This is a genomic window from Microbacterium sp. 05N427, assembly GCF_056397105.1.
On the sequence record NZ_JBFTMT010000021.1, the window covers coordinates 17,392 to 40,957 of the forward strand.

Sequence of the window (23,566 nt, forward strand, 5' to 3'; positions counted from 1 at the left end):
AACTGTCAGGGGACTGTAAGAGTGTAAACCGGGAGTCTGGGAGCCGCGATGGGCAGGACTACCCATCGCGATCCGTACCTCACCCCACCGTCTGCGCACCGACGCCGCCTGGACATACCAATTCTTGGTATCGTGATCCCCATGGCTCGGAACACGTCGATCAGCCTGGACGAACACTTCGCAGGCTTCCTTTCGCAGGAGGTCGAGTCCGGGCGCTATCGCTCCGCAAGCGAGGTGGTTCGCGCCGGCCTCCGGCTCCTCGAGGATCAGGAGACGCAGATGTCCGCCCTGCGCGCGGCCCTCGTCGCGGGCGAGGAAAGCGGCGCGCCACAGCCGTTCGACTTCGACGGATTCATCGCTTCCCGGCGTTCATGACCGACTACCGGCTGACGCCGGCCGCTGTACGCGATCTCGCCGGGATCTGGGAATTCACCGAGGAGCGCTGGGATGCGCGCCAGGCCGAGAACTACATCGCGGAGGTCCGCGCCGCGATCGAAAGAATCGCAGCAGCTCCCGATCGCGGGTTCGCCTGCGACGAGATTCGAGCGGGGTACCGCCGCTACAGCATCGGAAGCCACCTCATCTTCTACATCCAGCGAGCGCAGGGCGTCGATGTCATCCGCATCCTGCACCGGCGGATGGACCCGACTAGGCACTTCTGAGCTCGATCGCGCCGATCGTCCATCCTTCGATCGATTTCCCGACCGAAAGGCCACGATTCCGGCTGCCGGCATAGGCCGGGACCGTACGCTCGAGACATGTTCCTGGACCCTGTGCTGCGCCGCGTGGAGCCACTGCTGCTGCGTGTGGACCGCATCGCCGGCGGCCGCAACGCGCACGAGAAGATCACCGAGTCCGCCCGCGAACACCGCCACACCGTCCGCGCCTTCCGCTGGGTGTTCTGGCTGCTCGCCGTCGAGCTACTGATCGGCATCGCCGCGGTCGTGATCGCCGTCGTGATCGCCGTGCAGGCCGGCTCGATCACCGCCGTGCCGTTCGCCGTGTGGATGCGCGCGCTCATCGTGCTCGCGATGACCGTCACACTCTTCTACTTCGCCTGGCGCGCGGCGCTCGGCTGGCGCTGGGCCTATCAGCGGCTGCGGCTTTTCGCGCAGATCTTCCCCGTCATCACGCTCGTGATGGCCGCGATCCCCGGGCTGTATCCGGCGTGGATGGTGACCGAGCAGATCGTCTTCAGCCTGATCATGATCGGCGTGGCCGATTTCCTCACGAGCGATCACATGCGCCAGACGTTCCGCAAGCCGGACGCGGATCCCGCCACCGCCCCCTGACGCGGCTACCGGTCGAAGACGAACCGGATGTTGTCGTCATCCAGATAGCGGATGACGACGTCGTCCCCTTCCCGGATCTCCGCCACCCGGGCCATCGGGATCGTCTCCCGCCCGCGCACCTGCTTGCGCCGCCCGTCCTCCTCCCAGGAGAGCCGGTATCCGAGGGTCTTCGAGTCGCTCTCGTTGACGGCGATCACCCGCACCTCGTCCACGTGGGCGACGACGTCCCGCCCTTGCTCCCGGATCCGGCCGTCGCGCACGAACAGGCTCACGATCCAGGCGAGGACGGCGACCGCCATCAGCGCAGAGACGACCCACACGAAGACCGTCATGCACTCTCCTCGACGCTCGACGCCGCACGCCAGCATCCCTCGAGGTGGTCATCGACCATGCCGGCCGACTGCATGAGCGCGTACATCGTGGTGGGGCCGACGAAGCGGAACCCGCGCGTGCGCAACGCCTTGCTCATCGCCTCCGACTCCGCGGTCACGGCGGGGACGTCGGACATGGACCGAGGGCGCGCACCGCTCCCGGCGGCGGGGGCGAACGACCACATCAGCGCGTCGAGCTCACCCTCCGCCATCTCCCGCACGAGGGCGGCGTTGCCGATCGTGGCCTCGATCTTCGCGTGGTTGCGGATGATGCCGGCATCGGCCATGAGGCGGGCGACATCGTCCTCGTCGAACGCTGCGACGACCGCAGGATCGAACCCCGCGAACACCTCACGGAACCGGGGCCGCTTGCGCAGGATCGTGATCCAGCTGAGGCCGGCCTGGAACCCCTCCAGCGACATCTTCTCGAACAGCGCGCGGTCGCCGTGCAGCGGCCGCCCCCACTCCTCGTCGTGATAGCGGCGATACTCGGGGTCATCGCCCGCCCAGGCGCAGCGCGGACGGTCATCGGCGAGGAGCGTCGTCATGGATCCAGGGTAGGCGCGGGCACCGACACCCCGCTCACTCCGCCGGCAGGTACTCCGCGAGCCCGGCGAGCAGCGGCTGCGACCGCGGGTCTGCAACGGCGGCCGCACCCACGGCGCACGCCGCCGACAGGGCGCGCTGCGGGACGATGCCGGAGGCCAGCCCGATCGTGAGAGCCGCGCAGAACGCGTCCCCGGCGCCGACGCTGTTCACGACGCTCGTCTTCACCGCGGGGGCCGATGCGACGAGCTCCCCCCGTTCGAAGAGCTTCGCGCCCTCGCCGCCATAGGTCACGGCGACTCGGCGTGCCGTGCGCAGCGCCGGCAGCAGCGCGTACTCCGTCTCGTTCACGATGATGAGGTCCGCGCGCTCGACGACCGCCGCGGGCAGCTCGATCGCCGGGGCGGCGTTTATGGCCAAGTACCCGCGCGCGGCCGCGGCGAGCGCGACGATCACGTCCATCGAGATCTCCAGCTGCGCGAGCACGGCCTCGTCGGATCCGAACACGACCCCGTCCAGCGTCACCTCGCCGTTGGCGCCCTCGCACACGGCGATCTGGTTCTCGCCCTCGGCGTCCACGACGATGAGCGCGACGCCGGTGGACTCCGCCCCGCGGCGCACCGCGTGGGTGTCGACCCCGGCGGCGGCGAGCTCCTCGATCATCCAGGACCCGTCGGCGTCGGAGCCGACCGCGCCGACCATCCGCACCGCGGCGCCCAGGCGCGCGGCGGCGGCGGCCTGGTTGGCTCCCTTGCCGCCGGCCTCGCGGGACAGGCGTCCGCCGCCGATGGTCTCCCCCGGTTCCGGCAACCGCGCGGTCCGGGCGGTGAGGTCGACGTTGATGCTGCCGACGACGGCGAGCGCGAGCGGTGCGGTCATGAGGACTCCAGATCCTGAGGGGCGGGGAAGAGGCGGAGCGGTCACTGCGCGGTCTGCACGACCGAGAGGACGCCCGCCTTCCCGGAGACGATGCACTTGGCGAGGTAGACGGGGACGCCGCCCGAGGAGACGGTCTGCGTGAGGATGAGCACGGGGTCGCCCGGCTTGAGGCCGAGAAGCACGCCACGGGTGCGGCCGACCACATTGACCGTGATCTCGCACACTCCCGCTCCGAAGACCGCACCGCGCGCGGCGAGCGCCGTCATGAGGCTTGTCGGATCGCCGGTCGCCTCCTCGAGCACGGTGGCGATCTGCGGGCTCGCGTCGGTCAGGTAGCGCCCCGCGGGCAGGTGCTCCTGCAGGATCGCGACGGGTTCGCCGGCCCGCTCGATCACGCTCTCCCGGAACCAGGTGTTCGCCGCATCGTCGAGACCCAGATGGCCCGACACGTAGTCCGTGGTGGGCTGCACGACGAACTCGAGCTGCCGGACGCCGATGTCCTCGCCGCCCTCGGCGAGCGCCGCCTCGAGGGGCCGCAGCTCTTCGAGGCCGACGGTGGGAAGGTCTTCCGCGACGAAGCGTCCGATCCCGCGCCGGGTGATGATGAGGCCGTCCTCCTCGAGCAGCATGAGCGCCTCGCGGACGACCGTGCGCGACACTCCCAGCGAGACTCCCAGCTCGGTCTCGCGCGGCAGCGCGGATCCGAGGGAGAAGACGCCGGACCGGATCCCCTCGGCCAGGCGGGAGTAGACGGCCACGCGCAGGGGCTGGCCCACGGGAGCGGTCAGCGGCCGGGCCAGGAACTGCTCGACGTCCGTCATCGGATCTCCTCCACCGCCTGCCAGGGCCTCCGGATTCGGCCGCGCTCGCCGTTCATTCAAGCACGGAAGTGCTCACTTGCAGATGTTCTACCTCAGAGGTATAACATCATATAACCCGAGGGAGCAACGCCCCCTCCCCTTGACGAAGGAGTCACTGTGCAGCTCTCCCCCGCACCCGCGGCGCTCGATCGCCCCGCGCCGATCCGCGGCAGCCGCTCCGTCCTGCTCGTGGCGACCCTGATCCTCACGGTCGTCGCGTTCCAGCTGAACTCGAGCATGATCAGCCCGGCCCTCCCGGACATCGCGAAGCAGCTCGGCGCACCGATGGACGCCGTGTCGCAGGTGTCCTCGCTGTTCTTCCTCGCCGGCGCGGTGGGCGGCATCGTCCTGGCGCGCTGGAGCGACTTCATCGGTCGCAAGCGCGCCCTGCTGGTCGTACTCGCGCTCATCGTGCTCGGCACGCTGCTCTGCCTCGTCTCGCCCAACCTCCCCGTACTGCTGCTCGGGCGGGTGCTGCAGGGCGCGTCCAGCGCCGCGTTCCAGATCTCCTACGTGATCCTCGCCGAGACGCTGCCCGCCGCGGTCTTCCCGACCGTGCTCGGGATCCTCACCGCGATCAACGGCGGCGTGGGCGGCGTGGACGGCTGGATCGGAGGCCTCCTCGCCGACGCCTTCGGGTTCCGCTCCCTCTTCATCGTGATCCTCGTGGTCGCCGTGATCGCGATCGTGAGCGTGGCACTCGCCGTCCCGCGAGACGGCGCACCGTCCTCGACCGGGCGCATGGACTGGTGGGGCGCCGCCGCGCTCTCGCTCGGCCTGATCTGCCTCACCTACTTCGTCTCGACCGGATCCGGCCAGGGCTGGTTCGCCCCGCTCACGCTGCTCTTCCTCGCGGGCACGGTCGTGGCACTGCTCGCGTTCGTGGCGATCGAGAAGCGTCGCCGCACGCCGCTCGTCGCGGTGGAGCACCTGCGGTCGCGTCAGGTGTGGCCGGTCATCGCCGTCACCGTGCTGACACTGTCGAGCGTGTTCGCCGTGATCAACTTCACGATCGTGATCCTCAGCCAGGACCAGGCCGTCGGCTACGGCGTGAACGCGTCGACCTCCGCGCTGCTCTACCTCACGCCGCCGGCGCTGATCGGCCTCGCCGCCGCCCCGCTGTCCGGCTGGCTCGCGGGCCGTCTCGGGTGGATCCGAATGCTGCGCCTCGGTCTCGTGCTCTCGATCGCAGCGCTCGTCGTCGTCGCGCTCTTCCCGTTCAGCCAGTGGACCGTGTTCGCGATGTTCGCAGTGCTCGGCGTCGCCTACAACGGGGTCGTGCTCACCACCACGAACGGCCTCGGGGTGCTGCAGTCCCCCAGCGAGGCTCCGGCGATCCTGCCTAGTATGAACGGCACCGCATTCGGCTTCGGCGCGAGCCTCGGCATCGCGATCGTCGCGCCGTTCGTCATGTCGGGCGACTTCGTCCTGGCCCTCTGGATCTCTGTGGGGATCAGCGTGCTCGCGCTCATCGCGAGCCTGTTCCTGATGCCCAAGACCGACTGACCCCTGCCCGCAGACCGCCCCTTGCCCGCCGACCGCACGATCTGCCGGCTTCATGCCCACGCACCCCACCCGCATCCCGAGGAGGATCCGATGCCCGACACCCCCGCCCCGCTGTACTTCGACTGCGACACGGGCATCGACGACTCGCTCGCCCTGGCCTATCTGCTGGCGTCGCCCGAGATCGCGCTCACCGGGATCGGCACGGTCAGCGGCAACACCACGGCAGCTCAAGCCGCGCGCAACACGCTGGGGCTGCTCTCCCTCGCCGAGCGCGACGATGTGCCCGTGGCCGTGGGGCGGCACGACTTCCTCACCCACGAGTACGACGGCGGTGCGCCGCACGTGCACGGCGACGACGGCGTGGGCGGGGTGGCGCTGCCCGAGCCCGCCCGCGCGGTCGAGGACGGCACCGCGGCCGACCTGCTCATCCGGCTCTCGCACGAGCACGCCGGATCCCTCGAGGTGCTCGCGGTCGGCCCGCTGACGAACCTCGCCGCCGCGCTCGAACTGGATCCGACGCTCCCCTCCCGCGTCGCGCGGGTGACGCTCATGGGCGGGGCGGCGCTGGTGCCGGGCAACATCAGCCCGCTCGCCGAGGCGAACATCGGCAACGACCCCGAGGCCGCCGACGCGGTGTTCGCCGCGGGCTGGCCGGTCGTCGTCGTGCCGCTCGACGTGACCATGGAGAACGTGTTCGAGGAGGCGCATCGCGACCTCCTGGCCGCGTCCGGATCCCCCGTGGCACGCGCCGTCGCCGCGATGCTCGACTTCTACATGGAGTTCTACCGCGCGACCTACGGCCGCCGCTGCAGCGCCCTGCACGACCCGCTCGCCGCGGCGATCGCCGTCGGCCGGGTGCGTCCCACGGTCGCCCCCGCGGTGCCCGCCGTGGTCGACACGACCGACGGTCCCGGCCGCGGGCAGACCGTGTTCGATCTGCGCGGTCAGCGCCTGGGTACCCGCGACCACGCGGACGCGAACGTGCGGGTGGTGCTCGGCACCGACACCCCTCTCGCCGACCACCTGGCCCAGCGCGTCTCCGACGCCTGATCCCGGCGGGCGCGGGGCGCACGGGTTCCTGCCGAGCTCACCGGAACCTGCCGAGCTCACGGGATCCTGCCGAGTGCACGGGCTATTGACGCGACGTTCCCGTGCACTCGACAACAAGCCGCGCACTCGGCGAGGCACAGCCCCGGATTCGACGCGGTGCACGGGATCCTGCCGAACGCACCGGATCCCACCGAGCACACAGGATCCCACCGAGCACACAGGATCCCACCGAATGCACGGGCTCTCCACGCGACATTCCCGTGCACTCGACAACAAGCCGTGCACTCGACGAGGCACAGCCGCGGATCCTACGCGGTGCACGGGCTCCTACCGAGCACACCGGATCCCACCGAGTGCACGGGCTCTCCACGCGACATTCCCGTGCACTCGACAACAAGCCGTGCGCTCGGCGAGGCACAGCCGCGGATCCGACGCGGTGCACGGGCTCCTACCGAGCACACCGGATCCCACCGAACGCACCAGATCCCACCGAGTGCACCGGATCCTGCCGAACGCACCGGATCCTGCCGAATGCACCGGATCTTCGCGCGACGTTCCCGTGCGCTCGACAACAAGCCGCGCACTCGACGAGGCACAGCCCCGAAGCCCGCGAAGCCCGCGAAGCCCGCAAAGCCCCGAAGAACGCGAGCAGGTCCGGATCCTGGAGGCGATCCGGACCTGCTCGCGTGGTGGGTCGCGCCGCCTTACGGCTGGCGGGCCTTCATGTCGTCTCGCTTCGCTCGCTCCGTGCGGCGCTTCAGCGCCTTCTCGTCGACCGGGGCCTCGCCCGAGGCCCTGAGGTCGGCGTAGTACGCGCGGGCCTCGTCCTGGCGGATCTGCTCCGCGCCCGAGGCGAGGGGTGCCCGCACGTGCTCGGGCTCGTAGCCGAACGCGTTCACGAGGTCGAGGGCGTGCGGGCGCAGGCGCGCGCAGAGCCGGTCGATGTAACGCGAGACCGAGGCCGCACGCTGCGCCGAGAGGCGTCCGTTGATGAGGTACCACGCGAGGTGCTTCTCGACGAGCTGCAGTCCGAAGAGGTCGCGCAGCCAGGTGAGCACCGCCTTGCTGTCCTCGTCCTCGATGCGGCCGATGGCGTCGGTGAACGCCTCCCACTGCAGCAGCTCCCCGTGCGCGCGGGCCGCCTCGATGAGCTCGGCCTGGTTCTCGTTGAACAGCTTCTCGCCGAGCACCTTGTCCTTGCCGGCCGCACGCAGCCGGCCCGCGATGTCGGCCACCATCTGCTGGACGCGGTCGGTGAGCAGCTCGTGCTGCTGCTCGGCGCGCAGGCCGTTCTCGACCGAGCGGGCTGTGGATCCGAGATCCGCGACGGCCTGCCCGAACTGGCGCAGCCCCGCACCGTGGAACACCCGCCCCGCGGTCTGCCCGACGGCGTATTTCGCGAGCGTCTTGGCATCGGCATCCTTGAACTGCCGGGCGTAGTCGGTGAGCAGGCGCTTGCCGACGAGCTGCAGCAGGATGTTGTTGTCGCCCTCGAACGTCACGTAGATGTCGAGATCGGCGCGCAGCCCGACGAAGCGGTTCTCGAACATGAAGCCCGCACCGCCACAGGCCTCGCGGCACTCCTGCAGGGTGTCCAGGGCGTGCCAGGTCGACAGGGGCTTGAGCGCGGCGGCCAGGGTCTCGAGATCCTCGCGGTCCTGCGGGGTGTCGGTGCGACCCGAGAAGACCCCATCGAACTTCTGCAGGAACTCGTCGTGCGCGAACAGATGCGCATACGTCGTGGCGAGGCGCGGCAGAAGACGGCGCTGGTGCTTGCCGTAGTCGAGCAGCGTGGTCTCCGAGCCGTCAGCCCCGTTGAACTGCCGGCGCTGCGTGGCGTAGGTGATCGCGATGTAGAGGCCGAGCGCCGAGGCCCAGGACGCCGCGCCGTCGAGCGAGACGCGGCCCTGCACGAGCGTGCCGAGCATCGTGAAGAAGCGGCGGCCGGGGCTGTCGATCGCGCTCGAGTAGGTGCCGTCGGGAGCGACGTCGCCGTAGCGGTTCAGCAGATTGGTGCGCGGGATCCGCACGTGGTCGAAACTGAGCCGGCCGTTGTCGATGCCGTTCAGCCCGCCCTTGAGGCCGTCGTCCTCACGACCGATGCCGGGAAGGTCCACGCCGTCCTCACCGCGAAGGGGCACGTAGAAGCAGTGCACGCCGTGGTTCACGCCGTTCGTGATGAGCTGCGCGAACACGGTCGCGGCGATGCCGTGCAGGGCCGCATTGCCGAGGTACTCCTTGGTCGCCGCGCGGAACGGCGTGTTGATCACGAACTCCTCGGTCGCCGGGTCGTACGTCGCCGTGGTGCCGATCGAGGCGACGTCCGAGCCGTGCCCGATCTCCGTCATCGCGAACGCGCCGGGGATCTCCAGGCTCATGATGCCCGGGAGCCAGCGGTCGTGGTGCTCGGCGGTGCCGAGCTGCAGGACGGCGGATCCGAACAGTCCCCACTGCACGCCCGACTTGATCTGCAGGCTCGGGTCGGCTGCGACGAGCTCCTCGAACCCGGCGATGTTGCCGCCGTTGTTCTCCTCGCCGCCCAGGCGCTTCGGGAACGCGCGGTGCACTGCCTTGTTCTGCACCAGCAGGTGCATCTGGCTCAGGACGCGCTCGCGGTGCTCGTCCTTGCCGAGCGAGTCGTCGCGCCAGAACGCCAGATCCTTGATCATCTCGCGCGCCTCGCGGCGGGTGTCCGCCCAGGTGCCGAGCAGCAGGTCGCCGACCGCGTCGACGTCGATGCGCGTCGCGGGGTCGTCCGGGGTGCTGTTCGCGGTGTTCGTCCGAAGGGCGGCGTCGACCATGAGGATCCTCTCGTGAGGTTTCGGGGATGAATTCATGGTAGGTCTCGCACAACGCGGGGCGAAGGCGTCTGTGGGGATCCCCCAAACAATCCGCCCGACGAGGATCCGAACGCTTGTCGGCTCCCCACAGGATGAGGCTCCCGGCGCCTCAGCCCTCAGCCGCGATGACCTCGAGCACGGCCTCGCCGTAGGCCTCGCGCTTCTTCTCGCCGATGCCGCTGATGCCGACCAGGTCGGAGGCCTGCGCGGGACGGTGCTCGGCGAGGGCGCGCAGCGTCGCGTCGCCGAACACGACGTACGCGGGCACGCCCTGGTCGCGCGCCGTCTGCGCGCGCCACGCTCGCAGCGCCTCGAACAGACCGCGGTCGCCTTCGGCGAGCGCTTCCGCGGCATTCCTCTTGGCGGAGCGCCCGCCTCCGGAGGCACCGGCCCGCGCGACCACGTCATGGCGCAGCTTGACCGCGGTCGTGCCGGCGAGCACGCCGGCGGCGGCGTCGCTCACCGCGAGCGTGCCGTACTCGCCCTGCGGCTGCATCAGGCCCTGGGCCAGCAGCTGCCGCACGACCGAGCGCCACTGCGCGTCGGTGAGGTCGGATCCGATCCCGTAGGTCGCGAGCTCGTCGTGCCGGAACTTGCGGATCTTCTCCGTCGACGCCCCACGGAGGATGTCGACGAGATGTCCGGCGCCGAACGACTGGCGACGTTCGCGCTGCAGCCGCACGATGGTGGAGAGCAGCTTCTGCGCGGGGATCAGCCCGTCCCAGCTGTCCGGCGGGGTGAGGCAGGTGTCGCAGTTGCCGCACGGCTCCGAGGACTGGCCGAAGTAGCCGAGCAGGTTCTTCCTGCGGCAGTCGACGGTCTCGCACAGGGCGAGCATCGCGTCGAGGTGCTGGTTCTGCCGCTGCTTGATCACGCGATCGCCGTCGCCCTGCTGGATGAAGCGGCGCTGCTGCACGACGTCGCCCAGGCCGTAGGCCATCCATACGACCGCTGGCTCGCCGTCGCGGCCCGCACGACCGGTCTCCTGGTAGTACCCCTCCACCGACTTCGGCAGGTCGACGTGCGCGACGAATCGCACATCCGGCTTGTCGATGCCCATCCCGAAGGCGATCGTGGCGACCACGATCACACCGTCCTCGCGGAGGAACCGGGACTGATGCGCGGCGCGCGTGCCCGCATCGAGACCCGCGTGGTACGGGATCGCGTCGAGGCCCTGCGCACTCAGGTACTCGGCCGTCTGCTCGACCGAGGCGCGGCTGAGTGCATAGACGATGCCCGCGGCTCCCTCGGGCTGGCTCCGGATGAACGAGACCAGTTGCTTGCGGACCTCGACCTTGGGGTCGATCCGGTACTGGATGTTGGGCCGGTCGAAGCTCGCGACGAAATGCTTCGCCTGCGGCAGGTGCAGCCGCTCGGTGATCTCGCGGTGCGTCTCGTCGGTGGCGGTGGCAGTGAGCGCGATGCGCGGCACCCCGGGGAAGCGCTCGGCGAGACCGCCCAGGGCGAGGTAGTCGGGGCGGAAGTCGTGCCCCCACTGCGATACGCAGTGGGCCTCGTCGATCGCGATCACGCTGAGGGATCCGCGCTGCAGGAGAGCGAGGGTCTGCGCGTTGGACAGCCGCTCCGGAGCGACATAAACGAGATCGAGGTCGCCGGCGAGATACGCGCGCTCGACCTCTGCACGGTCGGACGCGGTCTGCGTCGAGTTCAGATAGGCGGCGCGCACCCCGTTGGCGCGCAGGGCGTCGACCTGATCGTGCATGAGCGCGATGAGCGGGCTGACCACGAGGCCGGTGCCCTCGCGCACGAGCGCGGGGATCTGGTAGCAGAGGCTCTTGCCGCCGCCGGTGGGCATGAGCACCACGGCGTCGCCGCCGTCCACGACCTGGTCGATGATCGCGGCCTGGTCTCCGCGGAACGCGTCATAGCCGTAGACCGTGGTCAGCGCGTCGAGCGGCGTGGGGAAGCGGCTGGGCGCAGGAGTCGCCGCTCTGCCGGCAGACGGCGCGGAAGTCGCCGCCGCGGCCGGGGCCGGGAAGCTGCCCTGCGGGACCGCCCCAGGGGATCCGGCCCACTCGCCCTCCTCGGGCGGGGGCGCCGCCTCCCAGGGCTCCTCCGCGAACGGCAGGTCGGCGTAGGGGTCGTCGAGGGGCACGTCGGACCACGGCAGATCCGCATAGGGGTCGCGCGGATCGTTCTGGGGCATGCCTCCAGCGTAACGAGCGGAGCCGACACCGGCGGCCGCTTTCCACAGGCCGGCCGGGTCTGCGCGCCCGCTGAGCGGGCTTCGCCGCGCAACTCCACAGGACGTTGGCCACTCTGCAGGATCCACGCCCGCGGATCGTCCTTTCGAACCGCATCCGTCCTTCAGACTTGCGTGCCGCGGATCCCGCCCCGGCCCCCTCTCGCTGGCATAGGTTGGATCCGGGTCGGCCCCTCCGAGAGCCTCGGGGACCGGCCGGATCCGCACGACACCGCACGACACCGCATGAAGGAGCGCCATGCCCGAGATCGCCGTGACCCGGAACGAGACGGAATCCCGCTACGAGATCACCAGCGACGGGGCTCTCGCCGGGTTCGCCGAGTTCCAGCGCCGTCCCGGGACGATCCTGTTCATCCACACCGAGGTGGATCCGGCGTTCCAGGGGCAGGGCCTCGCCTCGAAGCTCGCCGCGGATGCGCTCGCCGACGCCGTCGCGACCGGCGACACGATCGTGCCCTACTGCCCGTACATCAACAGGTACCTGCGCACGCACGAGGTGCCGGGCGCGAAGGTGCGCTTCCCCGCGGCGCCCGAGGAACAGGCATGAGCCTGCACGGACCGCGCGCGGTCGTGCTCGCGGCGCGTGAGGTGCCGCTCGGGGGCGTGCGCGCGATGAACGTGCTGCGCGTGCTGCCCAGCAAGGACGTGCCCACGATCGGGGCCTGGTGCTTCCTCGACCGGTTCGGGCCCGCCGAGGTGCGCATGCGCGTGGAGCCGCATCCGCACATCGGCCTGCAGACGGTGACCTGGCCGCTCGTCGGCGAGATCCGCCATCGCGACACGATCGACAGCGACGTCGTGCTGCGCCGCGGACAGCTGAACCTCATGACGGCCGGGAACGGCATCGCGCACTCCGAGTACTCGCTCGGCGAGGAGGCGGGCCCGCTCGACGCCCTGCAGCTCTGGGTGGTGCTGCCCGACGGCGCCGCGACCGGTGCCCCCGGCTTCGAGCAGCACCTGTCCCTGCCCGGGCTGGCGCTTCCCGCCGAGACCGGAGCCGACGCCGACGTCACCGTCGTGATGGGCGCCTACGCGGGCGTCGAGTCCCCCGCGACCGCCCACACGCCGATCGTGGGCGCGGAGATCCGCCTCGAGCCGGGGACGACCGTCGCGCTGCCGTTCGACCCCGCCTGGGAGCACGGCCTGCTGCTCGTCACGGGCGACGCCCGCGTCGCGGGATCCGACCTCGCCGAGACCTCGCTCGATGCCGATGACGTGCTGTTCCTCGGCGACTCGCGCGACGCCGTCACGGTGACGAGCGCGGGCGGAGCGCTGCTCCTCCTCCTCGGCGGTGAGCCCTTCGAGCAGGACCTCGTGATGTGGTGGAACTTCGCCGCGCGCAGCCACGAGGAGATCGCGCAGGCGCGCGAGGACTGGGAGGCGGGATCCGACCGCTTCGGCCACGTCGTCGGTCACGGCGACGAGCGGATCCCCGCCCCGCCGATCCCGCCCGTGCACCTCATGCCGCGGCGCCGGAGGATCTGAGCGGGATCGCTCCCGGCCGGTCTGGTGCCGAGCGGAGCGCGCCAGGACCCACGGCGATTACTCCCGGCCGGTCCGTCCGACCCCGCCGGTACGCTGGACGGGTGCCCGCCGTCCGCTCCCCGCTGCCCACGCGCGTCCTGCTCGTCTGCGCCGCCATCGGAGTCGCCACCGGCCTGCTCGGCGCCGCCGCCGGCTGGGTGACGATCCCCGTGATCGCGGGCGCGCCGTTCGCCTACGGGCTGGTCCTGGGCTCGCACGTGCTACCAGGCATCATCGCGCAGGAGGTGCTGCGCCGACCGCTCGTCGCGCTGCTCACGCACGTGCTCGCCGCCCTGGTCGCCAGCGCGTTCAACCCGATCTGGTTCCCCCGGTTCCTCGGCACCGCCCTGCTTTTCGGCCTGATCCAGGAGGGTGTCGCCGCCCTCACCCGATACCGCTCGTGGGGCGCATGGCGGTTCTTCGTCTCGGCGGCGATCATCGGCGTGATCATCGCGGTGGTGGTGTTCTTCGCCGTCGACCTGGCGAAGCTGCCGATGTGGGCGCGGATCATCTACCTCCCGCTGGCGGTGCTCGGTCCGATCGCCTGGACGGCGATCGGCCTGCGGATCGGCATCTCCCTGCGCCGTGCCGGCGTGGCACCGCACTGAACCTCCGACGCTGATCCGGTCCTGGCAGATCTGTAGGTTAGGCTTGCCTAAGCAACCCTTCCCGTGAACGGACCTCCATGCCCGCCGCACCGCTCCTCCGCGTGCGCGATCTCGCGATCACGCACCGCGGCGCGAACGATCCCGCCGTCCGGGACGTTTCATTCGAGGTGCACGCGGGCGAGGTCGTGCTGCTGCTCGGCCCGAGCGGATCAGGAAAGTCCACACTCGCGCTCGCGCTGAGCGGCCTCATCCCGCACTCGCTCGATGCGGCGGTGTCCGGCAGTGTCACGGTGTGCGGGCACGATGCCGCGACCACGCCGATCGCCACGCTGAGCAGCGCCGTGTCGACGGTGTTCCAGGATCCGGACGCGCAGATCATCACCGGATCCGTGCTCGACGACGCGGCGTTCGCCCTGGAGAACCTGCGGCTCCCCGTCTCCGAAGTGCTCGCCCGCACCGAAGCCGCGCTGCGGCGGATGGGGCTGTGGGAGCGCCGCGCCGAGAACCCCGACCGACTGTCCGGCGGTGGCAAGCAGCGGCTCGCGATCGCCTCCGCGCTCGCGACAGGATCCCCGGTCCTGATCCTCGACGAGCCCACCGCGAACCTCGATCCGCAGGGCACCGCGGACGTCCATGCCGCGCTCGCGGACATCGCCGGATCCGCGGAGCGCGCGCTGATCCTGATCGAGCACGACCTCGACGCGGCACTGGAGATCGCGACCAGGGCGATCGTGCTGGACGCCTCTGGACGCATCGCGTTCGACGGCCCCGCACGGCGGATCCTGCGCGAGCACGCGGAGGAGATCCTCGCACTCGGCGCCTGGCTGCCCTCCGCCGCACTCGCGGCTCGCCGGCTGAACGCACGGCTGCCGGCACTCGCCGCAGCCCCGATCACGCCGCTCCCGCTCACCCCCGAGGAGCTCGCGGTAGCCCTGCAGGGGCTCGACGCCGAGGCGTCGACGTTCGAAACTCAGTCGATTCCGGTGGTGGCGCCCGATTCCGGCGCCACAGCGACCGGATCGACTGAGTTCCGCACGCTCGATGCGCCGGACCCGATCATCGCCGTGCGCGGTCTGCACGTCGCCCGCCGTCGCACCCGCGTGCTGCACGACGTCGATCTCGACATCGAGGCAGCCTCGATCACCGCGATCATCGGTCCGAACGGCGCGGGCAAGACCACGCTCGTGCAGGCGCTGGCCGGTGTCGTGGCATCGCCGCGCGGCCGGATCTCGGTCGACGGGATCGATCCTGCCGTCGCCTCGCCGCGCACGCTCGCCGCGCACGTCGGCTTCGTGTTCCAGAATCCCGAACACCAGTTCATCGCGCATACGGTGTTCGATGAGCTCGCGCACGGCCTTCGACTGCGGCGCACCCCGCCGGCCGAGATCGAGGAACGCGTCGGCGCGATGCTCGCGCGCTTCGGACTCACCGGCAAGGCCGGCGTGCACCCGTTCCTGCTGTCCGGCGGCGAGAAACGGCGACTGTCGGTCGGCACGGCGCTGATCACCCGCCCGCGGATCCTCGTGCTCGACGAGCCGACGTTCGGGCAGGACAGGACGCGCACCCAGGAGCTGCTCGCGCTCTTCCGCGAGCTCAGGGCCGAGGGCACGACGATCGTGCTCGTGACGCACGACATGGACCTCGTGATCCAGCACGCATCCCACACCGTGCTCGTCGAGGACGGGCGGATCGCCGCCGCCGGTGCCACCGCCGCCCTGGTCCGCGATGCCCTGATCCCGCTCCCCGCGGCCTATCTCGCGGTCCCGCCGGAGCTGCGGAGCATCCTCGGCGACGACGCCGTCCCCGAATCCGAGGCGATCACAGGATCGGGCGCCGGGCCTGAGGCCACGGCAACGGCCACGGAGACGGAGACGGGATCTTGAGCGACCCGTACGCCGAGCAGACCTCGGCGCCCGCGCGTGCCTGGCTGCACCACCTGAACCCGCTCGCCAAGCTCGGCGCTGTGCTGCCCGCCATGGTGCTGCTGCTGTTCGTGCGGGACCTCGCGACGCCGATCGCGTTCCTCGTGCTTGCCTACGCGGTGCTGCTGACGGGCGCCCGGCCGACCGCGAGGATCTGGGCCGTGCTGCTGCTCGCGATCCCCGTGGGGGTCGTCGTGCTGGGGCTGTCGATGGCACTGTGGACCGATCCGGCGCAGGTCGCCTCGACCCCGACCGTGCTCCGGATCGGCACGTGGGAGCTGCATGCCGGCGCTCTCGAGAGCGGGTTCGCGACGGGACTGCGGCTGGCGGCGATCCTCGCGCTCTCGCTCATCTCCGGCCTCACCACGACCGGACCGGACGTCGTGCGCGCGGGCGTGCAGCAGCTGCGGATCCCGTACCGCTTCGGCTATACCGCGCTCGCGGCCTACCGGTTCGTGCCGCGCTTCGGCTACGAGCTGAGCGTGATCCGAGCGGCGCACAGGGTGCGCGGCACGCATGGCGAACGCGGGCCTTTCGCCCGGATCGCGCGCGGCTGGGGCTACATCGTGCCGCTGCTGGCGAGCGCGATCCGCCATGCCGAGCGCGTGGCGCTGGCCATGGACTCGCGCGCGTTCGGCGCGCACCCGACCCGCACCGAGCGGCACGAGGTGCCCTTCCGCCCCCGCGACGTCGTCTTCCTGCTCCTGATGCTCGCCGCGTCCGCCGCCCTCCTGATCCTGTTCTTCCCCTGGCGGTCCTGACCCCGCCCGAGATCAGACTTCGAAAGGTCCCCCATGGCATACAGCAAGATGGTCAAGCCGGCCGCAGCCGGGCTCGTTCCGCTCACCGTGCTGCGGACCGAGCGGCTGGCACCCCACTGGGTGCGCATCACGTTCGGCGGAGGCGAGATCGAACGGTTCTCGCCCATGGGCTACGACCAGTGGTTCCGGCTGTTCCTGCCGGTGGGCGGCGAGGAGGCGCTGAGCCGGGTTCCGGCCAAGGCCAACCAGACGCTCGGGTACCTCAAGTTCCTGCGGATCCCCGACGGCGAGCGCCCGGTGATGCGCAACTACAGCGTGCGCGCCTTCCGCCCGGCCACGGCCGAGGATGGGGCCGAGCTCGACGTGGACTTCGTGCTGCACGGCTCCGCCGCCGAAGGCACCGCGGGCCCGGCGTCGCGGTGGGCCGAGACGTGCCGGCCCGGCGAGCGCGTGCTCGTGATCGACGAGGGGCTCACCTTCAACCCCGAGCGCGGCACGGAGCGGGTCGTGCTCGTCGGCGATGAGACGGCTCTGCCCGCGATCGCCGCGATCTGCGCCTCACTGCCTGTGCACGCGGTCGGATCCGTCCTGCTCGAAGCGCCCTCCGCCGCGGACGCGCTGGACTTCCCGCACCCCGACGGCATCGACGTCCAGTGGTTCGTGCGCGCATCCTCCGACCGGCCCGGCGCACTCGCCCTGGCGGCGCTGCGCGAGCTCGCACTGCCCGGCGCGCCGTTCCACGCTTATGCCGCGGGAGAGCAGGCGCTGGCCTCCGGTGCGCGCAAGCTGCTGGTCGGCGAGCGCGGTGTCGACAAGGGCCAGGTCAGCTTCTGCGGTTACTGGCGGATCGGCACCTCGTCCCCCGCCTCCCGCGCGGCGCGCGAGACGGCGGCGGAGCCCCTGGGCTGAAAGGGCCGAACCGCCTCGAACCGCCTCGAACCGCCTCCGGGCGCACGGGGCGCCGAAGGCGGTTCGATCCGGTTCGGCCCTTCGACAAGCTCAGGGACCGTTCGACGAGCTCAGGGACCAGGCCGGTTGCTGAGCTTGTCGAAGCACAGACACCGAGCGTGCTCAGCTGATCTTCTTCCGGTAGATGGCGATCGCGAAGCCGTAGGCGACCACGAGGATCCCGACCATCCAGGCGAGGGCGATCCAGATGCTGGATCCCACCGGGGTGCCGTTGAACAGCGCGCGGATCGTGTTCACGATCGACGTCACGGGCTGGTACTCCGCGAACCAGGCCACCGGGCCCGGCATCGACGAGGTGGGCACGAACGCCGAGCTGATGAACGGCAGGAAGATGAGCGGGTAGCTGAACGCGCTCGCGCCGTCCACGGTCTTGGCGCTCAGGCCCGCGATCACGGCGAGCCAGGTGAGCGACAGGGTGAACAGGATCAGGATCCCGGCCACGGCCAGCCACGCCGCGACCGATGCTCCGGTGCGGAACCCCATCGCGAACGCGACGCCGACCACGATCGCCACCGAGACGATGTTCGCGACGAGCGACGTGAGCACATGCGCCCAGAGCACGCTCGATCGGGCGATCGGCATCGACTGGAACCGCTCGAAGATCCCGCCCTGCAGATCCAGGAACAGCCGGTACGAGGTGTACGCGATGCCGGAAGCGATCGTGATGAGCAGGATGCCCGGGAGCATGTAGTCGATGTACGACTGGTCGGATCCGGTGTGGATCGCCCCGCCGAGGACGTAGACGAACAGCAGCATGAGCGCGATCGGGGTCACCGCGGTGGTGATGATCGTGTCGGGGCTGCGCAGGATGTGCTTGAGCGAACGCCCGGTGAGCGTGCCGGTGTCGCTGAGGACGTGGCTGGTCATTTCACTGCCTCCTTCGTGGAATCAGGGGTGGTCGCAGAGCCCGCAGACGGTCCGACCAGGGCGAGGAAGACCTCCTCGAGGCTGGGCTGCTTCTCGACGTACTCGACCTTCGCCTGCGGCAGGAGCCGCTTGAGTTCGGCGAGCGTGCCGTTCTGGATGATGGTGCCCTCGTGCAGGATCGCGATCCGGTCGGCCAGCTGCTCCGCCTCGTCGAGGTACTGCGTGGTGAGCAGCACGGTGGTGCCGCCGTTCGCCAGCTCCTTGACGGTGTCCCAGACTTCGATCCGCGCCTGCGGGTCCAGGCCCGTGGTCGGCTCATCGAGGAAGATCACCGGCGGATTGCCGATCAGGCTCATCGCGATGTCGAGCCGGCGCCGCATGCCGCCGGAGTAGGTGCCCGCTCGACGTCCTCCGGCGTCGGTGAGCGAGAACCGGGCGAGCAGATCGTCGGCGACGCCTCCCGGATCCTTGAGATGGCGGAGCTTCGCGACGAGCACGAGGTTCTCGCGTCCGGTGAGGATCTCGTCGACCGCGGCGAACTGGCCGGTGAGGCTGATCGCGTCGCGGACGTCGTTCGGCGCCGAGGCGACGTCGAAGCCCTGGACCGTGGCGGCTCCGCCGTCGGCCTTCAGCAGCGTCGACAGGATGCGCACGAGCGTGGTCTTGCCGGCGCCGTTCGAGCCGAGCAGGGCGAAGATGCTGCCCCGCTCGACCTCGAAGTCGACGCCGCGCAGGACCTGCAGATCCTTGAAGGCCTTCGTGACACCCTGCACGCGGATCGCGGGGGCGGTGGTGGCCATGGTCACTTCCCCTTCCGGTCGGCCTGATCGGCCTGGTCGATCGCCGCGGTGAGGCGCTTGCGCTCCTTGTCGAGCCACACCTTCCCGTTGTAGGCGCGGGCGAAGGTCTCGGCGAACTCCGCGGGGTCGTCGGTCACGATGTCGCGCACGGGCGTGCCGTCAGCGGCCGCCCGCTCCCACAGATCCGCGAGGTCGACGAGCATCTGCACCAGCGCGTCGCCGTCGGTGATCCCGCTTGCGAGCATGAGGTAGCGGTCGGTCGCCTTCGCGGCCGCGCCGTAAGGCTCGGGGAGCGCCGCAATGCGGGCCTTGTACTGCCGGTACTGCTTCTTCTGGTCGAGRGGTCCGGTGATGGCTTCGATCCACTTGGCGGCCATGTCAGGCTCCTTCATTCGTGTCGGTCGTGCTGATGCTGTCGGTGTGGCGGAGCTGTTCGATGTGTGCGGCGAGGAAGCTCCAGGTCCTCCAGAAATCGGCGAGCTGATCCCGCCCCTGGGTGTTGAGCGAGTACACCTTGCGCGGCGGCCCCTTCTCGGACGGGACCTTCTCGACATCCACGAGGCCCCTCTGCTCGATCCGCACCAGCAGTGCGTAGACGGTGCCCTCCGCGATGTCCGGGAAACCCCCGTCGCGCAACCTGGTCGTGATCTCGTATCCATAGGCCGATCGCTCGGCCAGGATCGCCAGGACGATCCCCTCGAGAGTGCCCTTGAGCATCTCGGTCATCTGACTCGCCATTGCGATCGCCTCCTTCTACTCAGTGATGTTGACTACCGGTAGACAGTAACACTGAGTACCGGTACATAGCAACACTGAATACCAAATATTCCTGAGCGCGGAATCGCGCCTCCGCGGGGCGCGGCCGCGATCGGCACGCAGAACGACGCCCCGGGATCCGGGGACCTCGGGGCGTTCGGGAAGGACGACAGCGATGCGTCAGCGGCGGCGTCAGAGTGCGAGATGGAGGCGGAGCGCCTCGTCGAGCGCCCCCATCAGCTCCGCCGGCACCCAGCCGACGGGGCGGACGATGCGAGCGACCGCGACCGTGCGCACCTGCTCCGCCTGCGCCTTGACGTCACGCTCGAGCCTGGTCACCCTCGCCGGCAGCAGCACCTGGAACGGCAGGATCCGCGCCGTGTTCGACGTCAGGGGGACGACCGTCACGGTCGCCGGATCGCTCCGCACCGCGACGGCGTTCGCCGCGTTGTTGCTCACGATCACGGCAGGACGGGTCTTCTTCGCCTCGGAGCCGACGGCGGAATCGAAGGACACGAGCACGATCTGGCCGCGACGCAGAAGAGGGACCGATGACACGCTCACGCGGACGCGAGCCCGTCGCCCGCCAGGGCGTCCCAGTCCGCGCCGTCGCCCTCGGCGAAGGCCTCGGCATAGGCGTCGGCCAGGCGGCTCTCGCGCAGCAGGCGCACGGCATCCTGCGTCGCCGCCGAGCGCGAGGGATAACGACCGCTCTGCGTCTCGGCGTCGAGGAAGGCGATGTCCTCCTCGCTGAGGCTCAGACTGACCTTGGCGTGCACCATGAGCATGATGCTACCCCGGTAGCAATCATCTTGCTACCTGCTCCGTGCGCATCACAACACGTCGTCGGCGTGCAGCTGGCGCACACCGCGGGAGTGCAGCAGGAACTGGGCGCGCAGCGGGATCCCGAGCAGCGCGGCCTGCCGCTTCATCGCGCGCGCCCAGGCGCGGACGTCGTCGTCGACGACCTCACCGCCGACCCGCTCCCACGCCAGCACCGCTGCCGCATTGCCGGTGAGCTCGCGGAGCATGCCGATCCGCTGGGACAGCAGGTGCGCGTGCGTCACCTCGCCGAGGTCCTCCGTCGTCACCGCCTCGATCGGATCCTCGGGGTAGTCCGCCATCGGCATCAGCGGCTCGGCGATCCGGCCTCGTCCGTCGATGAAGAACAGCCAGAGCTGCCGCTGGCTCGCCTGCTGGAGCAGGAGCTCCAGGGCGTCGCGGAGGTCGTCGTCGCTTTCGAGCACGTGCTCGCGCAGTGTTTCGGGGTTCATGATGCCAGCCTGACGGCGCCGTGGGCGACCATGCGGCCCGCTCACGCAATCGGTGCGGAACTCCACGAACGCCCGGATTGTGCAGGAGGATCCACACCGCACGAGCCGCACCCCGCACGCACGGGCGCCCCCGGATCCAGGATCCGGGGGCGCCTGTGGACAAGCTCAGGGACCGAAAGGTCAGCGCTTGCCGGCGATCTGACGGCCGACGAGGTCGCGCATGATCTCGTTCGTGCCCCCGTAGATGCGATGCACCCTGGCATCGGTGAAGGCCTTCGCGATGGGGTACTCCATGATGTAGCCGTAGCCACCGTGCAGCTGCACGCCGGTGTCGAGCACCTCCCACTCGCGCTCCGTCGTCCAGAACTTCACCTTCGCGGCGTCCTCCGCGGTGAGCTTGCTGTCCTTGTACGCCAGCAGCGCGCGGTCGACGTACGCCCACATGACCTCGGTCGTGGTGACCATGTCCGCCAGACGGAAGCGGGTGTTCTGGAAGTCGGCGATGCGCTCGCCGAAGGCCTCGCGGTCCTTGGTGTAGGCGATGGTCCAGGCCGTGGCGGCCTCTGCAGCGGCCGCGGCGGCGACACCGATCGACAGGCGCTCGAGCGGCAGGTTCATCATGAGCTGGATGAAGCCCTGCCCCTCCTTGCCGCTGATCAGATTCTCGTCGGGGATGAACACATCCGTGAAGCTGAGCTCAGCCGTGTCCCAGCCGTGGAAGCCCATCTTGCTGAGCTTCTTGCCCTGATCGAAGCCCTCCATGCCCTTCTCGACGATCAACAGGCTGAAGGCGTCCGGCCGGTTGCCCTCACCGGTCTTCACGAAGGTCACGACGATGTCGGCGGTGGTTCCCGAGGAGATGAACGTCTTGGCGCCGTTGAGGATGTACCCGCCGTCGACCTTCTTCGCGTTGGTCTTGATGCCGCGCAGGTCGGAGCCCGCTCCCGGATCGGTCATCGCGAGCGCGCCGAGCACTTCGCCCGTCGCCATGCGGGGCAGCCACTTCGCCTTCTGCTCCGGCGTGCCCATGTGAACGAGGTACGGCACGGCCAGATCGTCCTGGATTCCGAAGGCGCCGGCAAGAGACCCGGCGCCTGCCGCGATCACCTCCTCCATCACGATGGTGCGGAAGCGGTAGTCCTGCAGCATCCCGGCGCCGCCGAACTCCTCGGGCACGGAGAGGCCGATCAGGCCGGCCTCACCCGCCGCGAGCATGGTGGCGCGATCGATCTCGCCAGCCGCCTCCCAGCGCTCGATCGATTCGTTGTTCACATGGCGCTTGATGAAGTCCTTGACCAGGTCGCGGAATGCCTCGTGGTCCTCGTCGTAGATGTCGCGTTCCATCGCGCTCCTCCAGATCGTGTGTGCGTCTTCGCACTCGAGATCCTACGCGGAAAATCGCGGATATTGACTCAGATTGTGGGAATGCATCCCACCGAATGTGAGACTCGGTGTCACGATTTGTGCGATCACTCCAGCAGCGTCGGAATCGGTCAACGACGCGACCTCGCGCCCATCGGGCCCGACTCGATGACACGCGTCCGCGCCGTGGGTCAGCCCAGGTATGCGGGAGCCGCAGCGAGCCCGAAGAACTGCTCAAGCGTGGTGAATCCGCCATCGTGATACGCCGTCGCGAGCGGAACGCCGACGTAGCGCAGGTGCCACGGCTCGGGGTCGTAGCCGGAGACCGGGGTCTGGCCTGCGACGTAGCGGACGATGAAACCGTACTGCCAGCCGTTCTCGGCCACCCAGGCGCCGGCGGCGGTGCCGCCGAAGGAGTCGATGTCGCCGCAGCCGCCCGCACAGGAGACGACGTCGGCGGCGAGGCCGGTCTGATGCTCGCTGTGCCCCGGCCGCGCAGAGAGGGCGTCGCCCTGGGCCTGTCCGTACGTCGCGACCTGGCCCGAGTAGGTCTGCACCTGGGTGTCGTACGAGCGGTAGCCGCTGGCGAGCGCGATCGAGCCGACCCCAGCCGCGTCCGCCGCCGCGGACAGCTGGTCCAGAGCGTGCGCCGTGTCGGAGCGCAGCGAGCCCGCACCGTCGACGGAGAGTGCCGGATCCCCGAAGGACGTGGGCGCGAAGGTCAACGGGTTGAGCGGCCGGGTCTTGTTCACCACGACCCAGTCGCGGTTCGGATCGGACAGGTCGACGCAGGGCGCATTGCCGGCGGCGACCGCGGCGCGGAACGCCGCTCCGCCGCCGAACGCCGCGACCACGGCGTCGTCGCCACCGGACGCGATCGCCTGCTGCACGGGCGTCTGCGCGCATGGGTTGGAGGCCGCCGTCGCGTGCAGCTGCACCGAGGGCAGGCTCGTCGCCGCCTGGGGCATCGCGATCTCGACACCCTTCGGATCCGCCTTGACCTGGCCGCCCGGGCCGGCGCCGGCGGAGCCGTCCGCGAGGGCCCAGAGCGCGCCGATCAGCGCGACCGCCAGCCCGATCGTGACGTACAGCCGGAACGTCACGCGCGGATCCATGCGGCGAGCGCGAGTCGGGTGCCGCTGATCTGCCACGGAT

At 70.1% G+C, this 23,566-nt stretch carries 26 protein-coding genes; 11 read left to right on the forward strand and 15 right to left on the reverse strand.

The features are described 5' to 3' along the window. Positions 1-48 precede the first annotated feature (48 nt). The 3 genes from AC1DG4_RS17085 (at position 49) to AC1DG4_RS17095 (ending at position 1,292) form a co-directional block, all read left to right on the forward strand. Positions 49-375 carry a type II toxin-antitoxin system ParD family antitoxin gene (locus tag AC1DG4_RS17085; RefSeq protein WP_477420521.1) on the forward strand — a complete coding sequence of 109 codons (327 nt, stop codon included), beginning with the start codon at positions 49-51 and terminating at the stop codon, positions 373-375. Further along, positions 372-662, forward strand: a complete 291-nt coding sequence (locus AC1DG4_RS17090; RefSeq protein WP_477382144.1) for a type II toxin-antitoxin system RelE/ParE family toxin — start codon at positions 372-374, stop codon at positions 660-662. Before AC1DG4_RS17085 ends, AC1DG4_RS17090 begins: the two co-directional genes overlap by 4 nt. A gap of 96 nt (positions 663-758) precedes the next feature. Next, entirely contained in the window at positions 759-1,292 is a 534-nt protein-coding gene (locus AC1DG4_RS17095; protein ID WP_477382145.1) for a hypothetical protein, read from the forward strand. 5 nt (positions 1,293-1,297) lie between these two features. Here the strand turns inward: AC1DG4_RS17095 and AC1DG4_RS17100 are convergent, their stop codons facing one another. From AC1DG4_RS17100 to AC1DG4_RS17115, 4 genes are read right to left on the reverse strand one after another with little or no spacing between them, the layout of a single operon-like run. Then, on the reverse strand, positions 1,298-1,624 hold the full coding sequence (locus AC1DG4_RS17100) for a hypothetical protein (RefSeq protein ID WP_477382146.1): 327 nt from the start codon (positions 1,622-1,624) through the stop codon (positions 1,298-1,300). Continuing rightward, positions 1,621-2,211, reverse strand: coding sequence for a DNA-3-methyladenine glycosylase I (locus AC1DG4_RS17105; protein WP_477382147.1), 591 nt, complete (start codon positions 2,209-2,211; stop codon positions 1,621-1,623). The genes AC1DG4_RS17100 and AC1DG4_RS17105 overlap by 4 nt, the downstream gene beginning before the upstream one ends. A gap of 34 nt (positions 2,212-2,245) precedes the next feature. Further along, positions 2,246-3,088 carry a PfkB family carbohydrate kinase gene (locus tag AC1DG4_RS17110; protein ID WP_477382148.1) on the reverse strand — a complete coding sequence of 281 codons (843 nt, stop codon included), beginning with the start codon at positions 3,086-3,088 and terminating at the stop codon, positions 2,246-2,248. Positions 3,089-3,129: 41 nt separating this feature from the next. After that, positions 3,130-3,909 carry a GntR family transcriptional regulator gene (locus tag AC1DG4_RS17115; protein ID WP_477382149.1) on the reverse strand — a complete coding sequence of 260 codons (780 nt, stop codon included), beginning with the start codon at positions 3,907-3,909 and terminating at the stop codon, positions 3,130-3,132. Positions 3,910-4,065: 156 nt separating this feature from the next. Here AC1DG4_RS17115 and AC1DG4_RS17120 point away from each other — a divergent pair, with 156 nt between their 5' ends. Both AC1DG4_RS17120 and AC1DG4_RS17125 read left to right on the forward strand, forming a co-directional pair. Next, entirely contained in the window at positions 4,066-5,454 is a 1,389-nt protein-coding gene (locus AC1DG4_RS17120; protein ID WP_477382150.1) for an MFS transporter, read from the forward strand. Positions 5,455-5,544: 90 nt separating this feature from the next. Beyond that, positions 5,545-6,504 carry a nucleoside hydrolase gene (locus AC1DG4_RS17125; RefSeq protein ID WP_477382151.1) on the forward strand — a complete coding sequence of 320 codons (960 nt, stop codon included), beginning with the start codon at positions 5,545-5,547 and terminating at the stop codon, positions 6,502-6,504. Between the two features lie 704 nt (positions 6,505-7,208). Here the strand turns inward: AC1DG4_RS17125 and AC1DG4_RS17130 are convergent. Both AC1DG4_RS17130 and recQ read right to left on the reverse strand, forming a co-directional pair. After that, the gene (locus AC1DG4_RS17130) at positions 7,209-9,305 is read right to left on the reverse strand and encodes an acyl-CoA dehydrogenase family protein (RefSeq protein ID WP_477382152.1); all 2,097 of its coding nucleotides are present in this window, start codon (positions 9,303-9,305) and stop codon (positions 7,209-7,211) included. A 148-nt stretch (positions 9,306-9,453) separates the two neighbouring features. Beyond that, a complete protein-coding gene (gene recQ, locus AC1DG4_RS17135; protein WP_477382153.1) occupies positions 9,454-11,511 on the reverse strand; it encodes a DNA helicase RecQ in 2,058 nt (685 codons plus the stop codon). Between the two features lie 295 nt (positions 11,512-11,806). Here recQ and AC1DG4_RS17140 point away from each other — a divergent pair, with 295 nt between their 5' ends. The 6 genes from AC1DG4_RS17140 (at position 11,807) to AC1DG4_RS17165 (ending at position 17,292) form a co-directional block, all read left to right on the forward strand. Further along, positions 11,807-12,115, forward strand: coding sequence for a GNAT family N-acetyltransferase (locus AC1DG4_RS17140; protein WP_477382154.1), 309 nt, complete (start codon positions 11,807-11,809; stop codon positions 12,113-12,115). Then, positions 12,112-13,053, forward strand: coding sequence for a pirin family protein (locus tag AC1DG4_RS17145; RefSeq protein WP_477382155.1), 942 nt, complete (start codon positions 12,112-12,114; stop codon positions 13,051-13,053). Before AC1DG4_RS17140 ends, AC1DG4_RS17145 begins: the two co-directional genes overlap by 4 nt. A gap of 101 nt (positions 13,054-13,154) precedes the next feature. Further along, positions 13,155-13,700 carry an ECF transporter S component gene (locus tag AC1DG4_RS17150; RefSeq protein WP_477382156.1) on the forward strand — a complete coding sequence of 182 codons (546 nt, stop codon included), beginning with the start codon at positions 13,155-13,157 and terminating at the stop codon, positions 13,698-13,700. Positions 13,701-13,777: 77 nt separating this feature from the next. Continuing rightward, entirely contained in the window at positions 13,778-15,583 is a 1,806-nt protein-coding gene (locus AC1DG4_RS17155) for an ABC transporter ATP-binding protein (protein WP_477382157.1), read from the forward strand. After that, positions 15,580-16,383, forward strand: a complete 804-nt coding sequence (locus AC1DG4_RS17160; RefSeq protein ID WP_477382158.1) for an energy-coupling factor transporter transmembrane component T family protein — start codon at positions 15,580-15,582, stop codon at positions 16,381-16,383. The genes AC1DG4_RS17155 and AC1DG4_RS17160 overlap by 4 nt, the downstream gene beginning before the upstream one ends. Before the next feature lie 33 nt (positions 16,384-16,416). Continuing rightward, positions 16,417-17,292 carry a siderophore-interacting protein gene (locus AC1DG4_RS17165; protein ID WP_477382159.1) on the forward strand — a complete coding sequence of 292 codons (876 nt, stop codon included), beginning with the start codon at positions 16,417-16,419 and terminating at the stop codon, positions 17,290-17,292. A 162-nt stretch (positions 17,293-17,454) separates the two neighbouring features. Here AC1DG4_RS17165 and AC1DG4_RS17170 read toward each other — a convergent pair whose 3' ends face one another. The 9 genes from AC1DG4_RS17170 to AC1DG4_RS17210 all read right to left on the reverse strand — a co-directional run bounded on the left by AC1DG4_RS17170 (position 17,455) and on the right by AC1DG4_RS17210 (position 23,562). After that, positions 17,455-18,219, reverse strand: a complete 765-nt coding sequence (locus AC1DG4_RS17170; protein ID WP_477382160.1) for an ABC transporter permease — start codon at positions 18,217-18,219, stop codon at positions 17,455-17,457. Continuing rightward, a complete protein-coding gene (locus AC1DG4_RS17175) occupies positions 18,216-19,019 on the reverse strand; it encodes an ABC transporter ATP-binding protein (RefSeq protein WP_477382161.1) in 804 nt (267 codons plus the stop codon). The genes AC1DG4_RS17170 and AC1DG4_RS17175 overlap by 4 nt, the downstream gene beginning before the upstream one ends. A gap of 2 nt (positions 19,020-19,021) precedes the next feature. Next, positions 19,022-19,396 carry a DUF1048 domain-containing protein gene (locus AC1DG4_RS17180; protein WP_477382162.1) on the reverse strand — a complete coding sequence of 125 codons (375 nt, stop codon included), beginning with the start codon at positions 19,394-19,396 and terminating at the stop codon, positions 19,022-19,024. A 1-nt stretch (position 19,397) separates the two neighbouring features. Then, positions 19,398-19,757: a PadR family transcriptional regulator gene (locus tag AC1DG4_RS17185; RefSeq protein ID WP_477382163.1), complete on the reverse strand. Its 360-nt coding sequence runs from the start codon at positions 19,755-19,757 to the stop codon at positions 19,398-19,400. Positions 19,758-19,967: 210 nt separating this feature from the next. After that, entirely contained in the window at positions 19,968-20,333 is a 366-nt protein-coding gene (locus AC1DG4_RS17190; protein WP_477420523.1) for a type II toxin-antitoxin system PemK/MazF family toxin, read from the reverse strand. Between the two features lie 2 nt (positions 20,334-20,335). After that, positions 20,336-20,557, reverse strand: coding sequence for a ribbon-helix-helix domain-containing protein (locus AC1DG4_RS17195; protein ID WP_477382165.1), 222 nt, complete (start codon positions 20,555-20,557; stop codon positions 20,336-20,338). Positions 20,558-20,608: 51 nt separating this feature from the next. Beyond that, positions 20,609-21,049, reverse strand: a complete 441-nt coding sequence (locus AC1DG4_RS17200) for a hypothetical protein (protein WP_477382166.1) — start codon at positions 21,047-21,049, stop codon at positions 20,609-20,611. Positions 21,050-21,229: 180 nt separating this feature from the next. Next, positions 21,230-22,393 (reverse strand): acyl-CoA dehydrogenase family protein, encoded by a 1,164-nt coding sequence (locus tag AC1DG4_RS17205; RefSeq protein WP_477382167.1) that lies wholly within the window; start codon positions 22,391-22,393, stop codon positions 21,230-21,232. 209 nt (positions 22,394-22,602) lie between these two features. Then, positions 22,603-23,562 (reverse strand): M15 family metallopeptidase, encoded by a 960-nt coding sequence (locus AC1DG4_RS17210; RefSeq protein WP_477382168.1) that lies wholly within the window; start codon positions 23,560-23,562, stop codon positions 22,603-22,605. Between the last annotated feature and the right edge of the window lie 4 nt (positions 23,563-23,566).

What these genes read in the sequence shown, in the direction of transcription:
- AC1DG4_RS17140 (WP_477382154.1), top strand. Translation starts at nt 11,807, where the DNA reads ATGCCCGAGATCGCCGTGACCCGGAACGAGACGGAATCCCGCTACGAG.
- AC1DG4_RS17195 (WP_477382165.1), bottom strand. Translation starts at nt 20,557, where the DNA reads ATGGTGCACGCCAAGGTCAGTCTGAGCCTCAGCGAGGAGGACATCGCC.
- AC1DG4_RS17100 (WP_477382146.1), bottom strand. Translation starts at nt 1,624, where the DNA reads ATGACGGTCTTCGTGTGGGTCGTCTCTGCGCTGATGGCGGTCGCCGTC.
- AC1DG4_RS17170 (WP_477382160.1), bottom strand. Translation starts at nt 18,219, where the DNA reads ATGACCAGCCACGTCCTCAGCGACACCGGCACGCTCACCGGGCGTTCG.
- AC1DG4_RS17205 (WP_477382167.1), bottom strand. Translation starts at nt 22,393, where the DNA reads ATGGAACGCGACATCTACGACGAGGACCACGAGGCATTCCGCGACCTG.
- AC1DG4_RS17145 (WP_477382155.1), top strand. Translation starts at nt 12,112, where the DNA reads ATGAGCCTGCACGGACCGCGCGCGGTCGTGCTCGCGGCGCGTGAGGTG.
- AC1DG4_RS17200 (WP_477382166.1), bottom strand. Translation starts at nt 21,049, where the DNA reads ATGAACCCCGAAACACTGCGCGAGCACGTGCTCGAAAGCGACGACGAC.
- AC1DG4_RS17095 (WP_477382145.1), top strand. Translation starts at nt 759, where the DNA reads ATGTTCCTGGACCCTGTGCTGCGCCGCGTGGAGCCACTGCTGCTGCGT.
- AC1DG4_RS17175 (WP_477382161.1), bottom strand. Translation starts at nt 19,019, where the DNA reads ATGGCCACCACCGCCCCCGCGATCCGCGTGCAGGGTGTCACGAAGGCC.
- recQ (WP_477382153.1), bottom strand. Translation starts at nt 11,511, where the DNA reads ATGCCCCAGAACGATCCGCGCGACCCCTATGCGGATCTGCCGTGGTCC.
- AC1DG4_RS17125 (WP_477382151.1), top strand. Translation starts at nt 5,545, where the DNA reads ATGCCCGACACCCCCGCCCCGCTGTACTTCGACTGCGACACGGGCATC.
- AC1DG4_RS17185 (WP_477382163.1), bottom strand. Translation starts at nt 19,757, where the DNA reads ATGGCGAGTCAGATGACCGAGATGCTCAAGGGCACTCTCGAGGGGATC.
- AC1DG4_RS17110 (WP_477382148.1), bottom strand. Translation starts at nt 3,088, where the DNA reads ATGACCGCACCGCTCGCGCTCGCCGTCGTCGGCAGCATCAACGTCGAC.
- AC1DG4_RS17090 (WP_477382144.1), top strand. Translation starts at nt 372, where the DNA reads ATGACCGACTACCGGCTGACGCCGGCCGCTGTACGCGATCTCGCCGGG.
- AC1DG4_RS17130 (WP_477382152.1), bottom strand. Translation starts at nt 9,305, where the DNA reads ATGGTCGACGCCGCCCTTCGGACGAACACCGCGAACAGCACCCCGGAC.
- AC1DG4_RS17115 (WP_477382149.1), bottom strand. Translation starts at nt 3,909, where the DNA reads ATGACGGACGTCGAGCAGTTCCTGGCCCGGCCGCTGACCGCTCCCGTG.
- AC1DG4_RS17105 (WP_477382147.1), bottom strand. Translation starts at nt 2,211, where the DNA reads ATGACGACGCTCCTCGCCGATGACCGTCCGCGCTGCGCCTGGGCGGGC.
- AC1DG4_RS17165 (WP_477382159.1), top strand. Translation starts at nt 16,417, where the DNA reads ATGGCATACAGCAAGATGGTCAAGCCGGCCGCAGCCGGGCTCGTTCCG.
- AC1DG4_RS17155 (WP_477382157.1), top strand. Translation starts at nt 13,778, where the DNA reads ATGCCCGCCGCACCGCTCCTCCGCGTGCGCGATCTCGCGATCACGCAC.
- AC1DG4_RS17085 (WP_477420521.1), top strand. Translation starts at nt 49, where the DNA reads ATGGGCAGGACTACCCATCGCGATCCGTACCTCACCCCACCGTCTGCG.